General features: G+C 44.0%; 6 protein-coding genes and 2 rRNA genes (1 of these 8 only partly in view). All 8 read right to left on the reverse strand.

The features are described from left to right. Window positions 1–70: 70 nt before the first annotated feature. Complete coding sequence (locus ACZ1G6_RS10385; RefSeq protein ID WP_472616240.1) at window positions 71–1,297, reverse strand: glycoside hydrolase family 2 TIM barrel-domain containing protein; 1,227 nt, start codon at window positions 1,295–1,297, stop codon at window positions 71–73. A 68-nt stretch (window positions 1,298–1,365) separates the two neighbouring features. Beyond that, entirely contained in the window at window positions 1,366–1,941 is a 576-nt protein-coding gene (locus tag ACZ1G6_RS10390) for a TonB-dependent receptor domain-containing protein (protein WP_472616241.1), read from the reverse strand. A gap of 2 nt (window positions 1,942–1,943) precedes the next feature. Further along, entirely contained in the window at window positions 1,944–2,420 is a 477-nt protein-coding gene (locus ACZ1G6_RS10395; protein WP_472616242.1) for a hypothetical protein, read from the reverse strand. Between the two features lies 1 nt (window position 2,421). Next, window positions 2,422–3,789, reverse strand: a complete 1,368-nt coding sequence (locus ACZ1G6_RS10400; protein ID WP_472618972.1) for a TonB-dependent receptor — start codon at window positions 3,787–3,789, stop codon at window positions 2,422–2,424. A 1-nt stretch (window position 3,790) separates the two neighbouring features. Then, a complete protein-coding gene (locus ACZ1G6_RS10405) occupies window positions 3,791–4,084 on the reverse strand; it encodes a hypothetical protein (RefSeq protein ID WP_472616243.1) in 294 nt (97 codons plus the stop codon). 123 nt (window positions 4,085–4,207) lie between these two features. After that, entirely contained in the window at window positions 4,208–7,618 is a 3,411-nt protein-coding gene (locus ACZ1G6_RS10410) for a family 16 glycosylhydrolase (protein ID WP_472616244.1), read from the reverse strand. Window positions 7,619–7,968: 350 nt separating this feature from the next. After that, window positions 7,969–8,084 (reverse strand): 5S ribosomal RNA (gene rrf / locus ACZ1G6_RS10415). Window positions 8,085–8,200: 116 nt separating this feature from the next. Beyond that, window positions 8,201–10,497: ribosomal RNA gene (locus ACZ1G6_RS10420) — 23S ribosomal RNA — on the reverse strand (it continues 596 nt past the right edge of the window).

Raw genomic sequence — 10,497 nt, forward strand, 5'->3', positions numbered from 1 at the left:
TAAAATGGAAAGTTTGCATGAGCCGCGTTTCCACTGCCATCAAATGCATAAGCAAACAACCTATATGCACCTATAGTTCTTCTGGTGCTTTTAGTTTAATCGATTGACCTTTGTTTTTAAGAATTAGACCATCAATCACCGGAGGAACATATTCAGCGTCACCACCTACCTCAGTTGCTGTGCTTTCTTTGCGAATCTCCCACGTTACTCTAACATCTTCGTCATCTGGTTCTAGCACCTTAAGAGCCGCTTCATATTCCTCTCCAGAGAACAAAAATACATTGTCAAAAGGTCTCTTTTTATCCAGAACGATTGGACTCATGCGTGGAGAACGATTTTCAGGCCACACGCCATTCCAAATTCGATGCATGATATCAGACGCTTCAGTTCGCTCGCCTGTTTCTAGGAACATTCCATACCATGTAGGTGTTTTTTCTTGTTTTTGTCCCCACAAGAAAACATAGTTACCAATCACTTGGTCTTGAAATGGCTGAATGACTTCAACAAAGCTTTTAGCGTAATTTGCGGCCTTTTCTGAACTGGTTTGTTCAACAGGTGCGCCCCATTGCGTCTGAAAAACCTCCCAGTGTCCAACTGAACCCCATTCTGTCACCATATAAGGCTTTTCATAGCCCCATTCTTTGATGTACTTAGGTAAGTTAATAAGATCGCCATACAATTGAAAACTAACAAAATCTAGCGCTGGGGCTCTTTCTTCAATAGCCTTCATTGCCTTTCTATCAAAACCTGCAAGAGCTGTGGTTGTAGGGTGATTGGGATCAAGTTTTTTGATCATCTCTGCCACTTGATTGACAGCATCAAATACCTTTGGATTTTCAAAATCAAAATTAACTTCGTTACCTATGATCCACGTAAGTAAAGCTGGATGATCCTTATACTTTAAAACTCGCTCGCGTGTTTCCGCCAATTGTTTCGCAACGGCTGCTTCATCATTATAATCAAAGCCATGTCGTTCGCGTGCAAACTCCAAACATAAAGAAACAGTAAGACCTAGAGCATGCGCTTTGTCTAACAGCTCTAATGCGGGCAATGCATTAGAATCTACTGACCATGTTCTAATAGAATTAGCACCTGCTTGTGCTACTCTTTCTAAGTCAGCATCGACCATCCCCACGCCTTTAACATAGTATGGTTCGCCGCCTCTTAGTAATTGAAATGCTCCGTCCTTTTCAACTATCTCTACTTTAATTGCCTCTGCATGCAAAGTGGTACTGATCAGCACAAGCAATAAAGCCGCAAGTATTCTAAAAGGATGTAAAAGTTTAGCTATTGCCATAAAACAATCCCTCAAAAGATTGAAAAATAAGAGATGCCTCTTTATGCAAGAGGCATCATATTTTGCTATTAGAAGCTATAGCGAACTCGCATACCAAAGGTTCGTGGGCGCGTAAAGAAGCGAGTATTATCAAACTGCGTGATAATTGTTGCTGCAGTGCGCACATCATCGGTAATGTTGTTAATAAATGCTTCTATTCTTAAATCACCGTCGCCATGGGCATAACCAATACCAGCATCAAATGTCCAATAGGCATCAACAGTATCATCCAGACGTAAACGAGGGTCGTCAGGGTTTTGGTAGTCAACGCTGTTAAAGATGGTTAAGAATTGATCATCTCTCCAACCAGCAGATACTACGTAATCTAACCAACCACTATCAAGCTCGAACGCTTGAGATAACTTAAAGTTAACTTGATACTTAGGCGTACGTGGTAAGCGGTTACCATCAATTGATTGAAACACAGCCTCATCCGGCGCCACATCAGCTTGGAAACGCGAATCTTGGATGTCTTGCGAATCCTTGATTTGTGCCTCTAACCATAACGCGGTGTATGAAAGATTGATGTTGTGTGGTAGCTCAAATTTACCATCAAATTGCATACCATAGATTTCTGAATCTGCTGCGTTAAAACTAAATGACACAACTAAAGCACTATAGGCGCTGAATCTTGCGGATCAACCGGAGCACCGCTATTGAACTCAAGTGCTTGCTCAACTGATAGTAAGTTAGTAAATACTTGATCTTCATAATCATAATAAAACGCTGAGGCGTTAAACGTCGTAGGAATTCCATTGAACTCCCATTCGTTTTTGCTTCCAATCTCAAACAAAGTAACACTCTCTTCGTCATATGTTGGCGCCAGAGAAATCCCATCATTGTCTTTGAATGTGTCGTTAAATCCGCCTGATTTATGACCTGTAGTCAAAAGACCATAAACCATATTGTCATTTGTCAAATCATGCTCAACACGCAAACGCCAATCCAAGAAGCTATTCTTGATACGGCCATCTTGAACAGTAATTGAATCGTTTGGCGAGATAGGAACCGCAAACGAATGAGTACCGTCTTCATTACAAATTAAACCATCATTTGAATCAGTATCGGTACATTCAGGACGCACCTCAGAGCCACCTTGGTGTTATGCCATTAGCAAATATGTCGTCCAAGGTATCACGAGCACCAAACTGCCCAATACCATTGAAGTAAAATGCTAAGAATTCATCGTCTGACACATTTCCATCACCATTTTGATCAGGGTTATAAATCGTTCTATCAAAGCCTGCAAACTCGAAGCCTTCTGTACCAACACGAGCTCCCATACAACAACCAAACGTATTACCCGTTGCAGTATCAAAACCACCTAATGCGAAGGCATACCGTGCGTTAACACCTTGGCGTGTTTTTTCGTCAGATGTAAAACGTAGGCCGGCAGTTAGACGCGTATCTGAACTCCATTCATAGGTAACATCACCATATACTGAGATTGAATCTGTATCGGTATTAGGTTGGTTAAATTCAGCGCCTTGGAAAAAGCCACCTCTATCACCGGCAGACGCAAGAAACGTTTGCTGGCGCTCTTGGAAGTAAAATAAACCTGCTGTGTAATACCAACGGCTTAAGTTATCAGACACCAAGCGTAGTTCATGAATCGTTGACTCTGAATCAGTGATAAATTGAAAACGTGAAAAGTTATCAAGACTCTCGTTCAAAGGCTGCAGAGTCTCAAGCACGCCTGGATAGTCTGGTGCAAGCGGAGTCGCGGCAGCATAATCGTATAACAGGTCTCTAAATGAACCATTATATTCAATCTTAGCATCGCCAAGGTCATATACTACTTCGAGTTTAGCACCCCAGTGTGTTGTATCCTGAACTGGTTCAAAACCACGTGCAATTACATCTCTAGGATCTTCAATATCATCTGGGTTAATGCCATTACCAAGTGCATTTGCAAAGTTAGTGCCCGTATAACCAGTACCTTCTTCACTAACATAGTCATATGCAAGTAAGATACTTAAATCGTCACTCGCTTCCCATAAATATTGGGCTCTTAAACCTAAATTATCTGCAGCTTCGGCAACACCTAATTCTAACGGTCCTACATCGTTGTAATAAGAGTCGTGTTTTAGCATTGACCCTGCGATACGAAAAGCAGTATTTTGAGTCAAGGGAATATTCACTGCGCCGGTCACAACGCGTTGGTCGTAATTACCAATTTCTACTTCGGCCATACCATTGAAATAATCTAAGGCCGGTTTCCATGGAATAATATTGACTGAGCCTGCGGTCGCGTTCCGCCCACGTAATGTTCCTTGTGGACCCACGTTAACTTCGACTCGTGCGATATCGAAAAATACCGAGCCAATACCCGTTGGTCTGGGAATATAAACACCGTCTAAGTGAGTTGCCGCTGCAGGATCGCCTAGTTCTGTATTATTCGAAGAACCAATGCCTCGAATCCACACTTCTACGTTGCCTTGATTGTTGCCAATTTCAAGCCCTGAGTGTGCTTTCGCTCAAATCAGTAAGGTCTTGAACCCCTAAAGATTTAAGCTCTTCACCTGAAAAGGCATATGCAGTACCCGCCAAATCTTGAATACTTTGGGCTCTGCGCTCAACAGTGACAATGATTTTTTCAATGTCTTGTTCAGCTTTCATGCGTTCTTGTTCTGTTTGTTGCGTATCTTCGCTTGGCTCAGCATCTTGCGCAAATACAGGACTAGTAGATAAATTTGTCCCTAATGCAGCTGCTAGCAATAACGCTAATGATGAATATCTAGTTTTCATGGCTTTTCCTTCTTTTTGGATGCCTGATTGCTTACCACTACTAACACTAATGCGTGTTGATAATAGTAACCGTTATTCTTATTCGTTGTGCTGGGGCAGTGTTACCTACCCCAACAATATTCTCTACTCGCTTACCGGCTCAAATCTCAGGTTATCGTAATAAATACCCGTAGCTTCAAAGCCTCCTGCAGTATTTGAGAAACCAAATTGGAGAATCTGTCCAGCTAATTCAGGTGCGATACTGACATCAATTGTAAAGGTTCCCCAATCAGTATTACTAACGTTTGTCATGTCTAACTCGACGTTATAGGTTGTTGCAAAACCGCTATTAGGATCGAGCGTCTTAACGAATGCAAACGCTGTAGAATCGCCACCAATCCCGCCATCACTTGGCGCTTTAGCATCAAAGGTAAACGTATAATTACCCGTATCAGAAGATGGAATCGCGGCTAACTCTTGAAATACCAAAGACTGAAGTCGATTGTCAGAATTGTGTACATCAGCATTGTTGTAATCACTAAACACATTTAAATACTGAGTACCTTGAGCATCACCACCCTCGCCAGAGGCGATTGAAGAAAATGCTCCGCTGTTTCCTGGCGCATCAAAAGGACCATAACCAGCTATATTTTCGCCAGCAGGGTTAAAGACTGAACCAAACACTTTCCAGTTATCACCTAAGAGCCCTTCACCCGCTGTGTATGATTCAAAGTCGCTTGTATAGGTAAAACTTGGACCATTACCCGAATCACCATCACTTGCGCCAACAGTAACGTTATCAATTAACACTGCACTAGAAGCTGCTTGTGACGCAGTCGTTCTAACACCAAATTGTAATAATTGACCGGCTTGTGTTTCCCCATCGATTGCAAAATCAATTGTATAAGAACCCCACTCACTCGAGTTTATCAAAGATAAATCAATTTCGATGAGACTAGTGGTTGCAAATCCATTGTTTGGATCTAAGGTTTTAACAAAAGCGAATGCTGTTGAAGGTGGCTCTATACCAAATTCCACAGGCGCTTTTGCATCAAATGTCATTGAATAGTTGCCAGTATCAGCTGTATTGATTTCAATCTCGTTAAATACTTGCGTTTCAATAAGATTGTTCGAGCCGTTTGTATGATCTCCATTATTATAATCACTAAACACGCTCATATACAGCGCACCTTGGCTATCACCACCTTCACCCGTTTGAATGCTAGAGAATGCACCAGTACCATTGGGCGCTTCAAACGCACCATAGTTGTATGCAAAATCACCTGCTGGTGTAAATACTGTCGCAAAGCCAGTCCAGCCATTACCAATTGTCGGTGTTGTTAAACTTGCGTCTTCAAAGTCAGTACTAAAACTAATACCTGACTCAGGCTCTTCTTCAACAACGTCAGTGGTAGGCTGGAAACGAATATTAGCAACACGGAACGTGTTATCGCTTGCCTGATTAGTAGGGAATAATACAAGGCCAGTGTTAATATTAGCCGTGTCTAGGCCGCCATTAATTAAACGTGACATAGGAATTTCAATGGTTTCCCATACCCCGTCAGCAACCACGCCAAGCGCTTGATCACCACTTGTACAAGGGAATACGCAATCCAGTTTCATGGTCATGCCATCTGTATTATCACCATAATCAGAGACCAGTAAGTCAAACACTATTGCACCTGCATTGTAGCCTGCAAGGTTCACTACACCACTAGATTGAATGAACCATACACCTGTTTCACCAGAACCATTGAATGTAACTTCAATCGCGGCGCCTTTTTCAGCGTCAGTGACTTCCATCCATTGTGCTTTGTTTGTGCCTGTAGGATTTGAACCATCAGTATACGTTGCAAAACCACTGCCACTATCTGCAGCACCAATACCGTTGTCCCACGTTGCATCAATACCAGCATCCGTGAATACATTTACAGGTACTGTAGCGACTGTCACTATTCCACAAGAAATAGTTTGCGGTGTGCCACAGGTAAACCGAACGTTATCGATTTGTAAGTGTGCCATTGTGGTAGGTTCAAACACAATTAGGTTTACGACTTCGTTGATATCAAGAGGCGCTCCACCAAATGCACCAATATTTGTATTAAGTACATCAGTCATTCTCACTGAAACACGACGCCATTCGTCTGCTGGTAAAGTATTCATTGGAATATCAACCCATCCAACGTCAGGGAATCCACTATCCATCTTTATTTGCAAATTACCAGAGGTGTCGGTCCCTTCACTTACCACTTTAACATCGAAGATCAGTTCGCCACCATATGGTGCTGGGTCTCCAGCACTACCAACGCCAAATAATTGGAAAGTATTGCCTGTTGGATCATTGATTTGTACATTACCGCCACCGGTGGTTTGAATATCAATTACTGTGCCTCTATCAGCGTCACCTGAATCAACTTCAGATAGTACCAAAGCGCCATCATTATCAAACACACCAAAATCCAGTGCTCTTTCAGAGTTTGTGCCTGCAAACAAAATACTTGCACCGTCATCATATAACTCATATGAAGCAATCGATACTTCTTGAGGAGGAGGCGTTCTGTCTCCGCCTTGCGTGATAACAAATGGATTAACAGGGTCAATCGAATTAGCACATCCTAAACCATCATCTGGGTTGCCAAAATTACACTGGTAAACTCTGACGTACTCCACTTCCATGGCGCCAGGAAATACTTCTGTGTCATTTGGGTTAGGAGTCCCCGTTGGATTACCACCTACAGCCATATTTAGAATAATGTGTTGGTTTTCATTAAATGGCGCGTCACCTTCACCAGAAACAAACCCTACTTCATTATTTTCATAATAATAATTCCAATATGTCTCAGCTGATACGGTAAAGAAATGTTCACCATCAATGAACCAGCGAATTTGCTCAGAATCCCACTCTACTGCATATTGATAAAAACGTTCTGTTGGATCTATATCTGTGCGAATGAAACTTGAAGAAGTATTTAACGGAAATGTCATACCATAATGTACAGTGGTTTGGACAAATTGAGTTTCTTGTCCAAAGGATTCCATTATGTCAATTTCGCCTTTTGCAGCCCAAGTGCCAAAAGGTGATGGATCAGTTCCTAGTAACCAAAAAGCTGGCCATAGACCTAAGCCTTCAGGTACTTTGATACTTGCTTCAACACGGCCATAGGTAAAATCAAATTTGTCTTGTGTTCTAATTCGGCCAGAGGTAAAAGTAAAATTAGGATCTGGAGAATCGCCTACTCTAGCAGTTATTACCAAATTACCATCTTCTAGCGTGATGTTATCAGCGGTATAATACTGTAGTTCGTTATTACCCCAACCAGGAATGCCTTCAGATTCGCCATTACCAATTTGAATATCCCAATTATTTAAATCTAAACTATCGCCCTCAAACTCATCAGACCAAACTAACTCAAAATTACCTGAAGTTGGTTCTGGTGGATTTGCCAGCGAACCGCCTTGTGCAGGATCATCATTTCCCCCACCACAAGCCGTTAACCCGAGTGCAGCTACTAGCGCAGCGCTCGCGAAAATACCCTTTTTAATATGTGAATGCATGTATCGTCTCCGTAAGACCCGCTTAACAAAGGATTCTCTATTAAGCCATTGCTTGTTCTAATTATTAATAAGCGCTTTACCCATTTAAAAAGCTATTCACAATTTAAGTTGTAAAACGAATTAACAAATACTCACAAAATTGTAAGATTTTTGTTAAATACAGTGTCTTATATAGTAGGGGCAAGTCTCAAGATAAAAACGATAAAGTGGACGGCATATCAGATAACGTGGGTGTATACAAAATATTACAGTAAGTAGTAAGAAGCCAGTTTGTATGTCGATGTAGTTAACAAAATGACTACATTAGAAACCAAAAAACCCGCAGCGATTGCTACGGGTTAGTATGGGAAGTCTGGCGATGTGCTACTCTCGCATGGGGAATCCCCACACTACCATCGCCGCTAATACGTTTCACTACTGAGTTCGAGATGGAGTCAGGTGGGACCGTATCGCTATTGTCGCCAGACAAAAAGGTCAATTCAAAAAAGCCAATAAACATTCAATATTCAACCAGAGTCGCTACTCTTTCTCACACATTAGTCTACTTGTCACACACCACACACTAAATGCATTAGGTGTTGTATGGTTAAGCCTTACGGGCAATTAGTACAGGTTAGCTTAACGCCTTACAACGCTTCCACACCCTGCCTATCAACGTCGTCGTCTCCAACAACCCTTCAAAGAGATTAAATCTCTAGGGATGACTCATCTTTGGGCCGGCTTCCCGCTTAGATGCTTTCAGCGGTTATCCGTTCCGAACGTAGCTACCGGGCAATGCCTTTGGCAAAACAACCCGAACACCAGCGGTTCGTCCACTCCGGTCCTCTCGTACTAGGAGCAGCTCCCATCAATCATCCAACGCCCACACCAGATAGGGACCGAACTGTCTCACGACGTTCTAAACCCAGCTCGCGTACCACTTTAAATGGCGAACAGCCATACCCTTGGGACCGACTTCAGCCCCAGGATGTGATGAGCCGACATCGAGGTGCCAAACACCGCCGTCGATATGAACTCTTGGGCGGTATCAGCCTGTTATCCCCGGAGTACCTTTTATCCGTTGAGCGATGGCCCTTCCATACAGAACCACCGGATCACTATGACCTACTTTCGTACCTGCTCGACGTGTCTGTCTCGCAGTTAAGCTGGCTTATGCCATTGCACTAACCTCCTGATGTCCGACCAGGATTAGCCAACCTTCGTGCTCCTCCGTTACACTTTGGGAGGAGACCGCCCCAGTCAAACTACCCACCAGACACTGTCCACAATCCCGATAAGGGACCAATGTTAGAACATCAAACATACAAGGGTGGTATTTCAAGGGCAGCTCCACACCATCTAGCGACGATGCTTCATAGCCTCCCACCTATCCTACACATGTAGGGTCAATGTTCAGTGCCAAGCTGTAGTAAAGGTTCACGGGGTCTTTCCGTCTAGGTGCGGGTACACTGCATCTTCACAGCAATTTCAATTTCACTGAGTCTCGGGTGGAGACAGCGTGGCCATGGTTACACCATTCGTGCAGGTCGGAACTTACCCGACAAGGAATTTCGCTACCTTAGGACCGTTATAGTTACGGCCGCCGTTTACCGGGGCTTCGATCAAGAGCTTCGCTTACGCTAACCCCATCAATTAACCTTCCGGCACCGGGCAGGTGTCACACCGTATACGTCATCTTTCGATTTAGCACAGTGCTGTGTTTTTAATAAACAGTCCCAGCCACCTTAGTCACTGCGACCCCCAGCCGCTTATGGAGCAAGTCCAATCACAGACAGGGGCGTACCTTCTCCCGAAGTTACGGTACAATTTTGCCGAGTTCCTTCACCCGAGTTCTCTCAAGCGCCTTAGTATTCTCTACCTGACCACCTGTGTTGGTTTGGGGTACGGTTCATATAGCAATACGCTTAGAAGATTTTCCTGGAAGCCGGGCATCAACTGCTTCACTCCCGTAGGAGCTCGTCTCGTGTCTCAGGTTTAATGTTCGACCGGATTTACCTAATCAAACGCCCTACGCACTTTCACATGGACTACCAACGCCATGCCAGCCTAGCCTTCTCCGTCTCTCCATCACTCACTATATAAGTACAGAAATATTAATCTGTTTCCCATCGACTACGCGTTTCCGCCTCGCCTTAGGGGCCGACTTACCCTGCCCTGATTAGCATGGGACAGGAAACCTTGGTCTTCCGGCGTGGGGGTTTTTCACCCCCATTATCGTTACTCATGTCAGCATTCGCACTTGTGATATGTCCAGCAAACCTCTCAGTTCACCTTCATCCACTTACACAACGCTCCCCTACCCATTATCCTAAGATAATGCCGCAGCTTCGGTATATTGCTTAGCCCCGTTACATCTTCCGCGCAGGCCGACTCGACTAGTGAGCTATTACGCTTTCTTTAAAGGGTGGCTGCTTCTAAGCCAACCTCCTAGCTGTCTTAGCCTTCCCACATCGTTTCCCACTTAGCAATATTTTGGGACCTTAGCTGGCGGTCTGGGTTGTTTCCCTCTCCACGACGGACGTTAGCACCCGCCGTGTGTCTCCCGGATAGCACTCATCGGTATTCGGAGTTTGCAAAGGGTTGGTAAGTCGGGATGACCCCCTAGCCTTAACAGTGCTCTACCCCCAATGGTGTTCGTCCGAGGCTCTACCTAAATAGATTTCGGGGAGAACCAGCTATCTCCCGGTTTGATTGGCCTTTCACCCCCAGCCACAAGTCATCCGCTAACTTTTCAACGTTAGTCGGTTCGGTCCTCCAGTTGATGTTACTCAACCTTCAACCTGCCCATGGCTAGATCACCGGGTTTCGGGTCTATACCTAGCAACTATGCCTACAAGAGACTACGCGCAGTTAACACTCGCTTTCGCTACGGCTCCCCT

Source organism: Glaciecola sp. HA4-3 (assembly GCF_055693685.1).

Bases quoted from the DNA above. Each gene is read 5' to 3' on its own strand.
- ACZ1G6_RS10385 (WP_472616240.1), bottom strand. From the start codon at position 1,297: ATGGCAATAGCTAAACTTTTACATCCTTTTAGAATACTTGCGGCTTTA.
- ACZ1G6_RS10405 (WP_472616243.1), bottom strand. From the start codon at position 4,084: ATGAAAACTAGATATTCATCATTAGCGTTATTGCTAGCAGCTGCATTA.
- ACZ1G6_RS10410 (WP_472616244.1), bottom strand. From the start codon at position 7,618: ATGCATTCACATATTAAAAAGGGTATTTTCGCGAGCGCTGCGCTAGTA.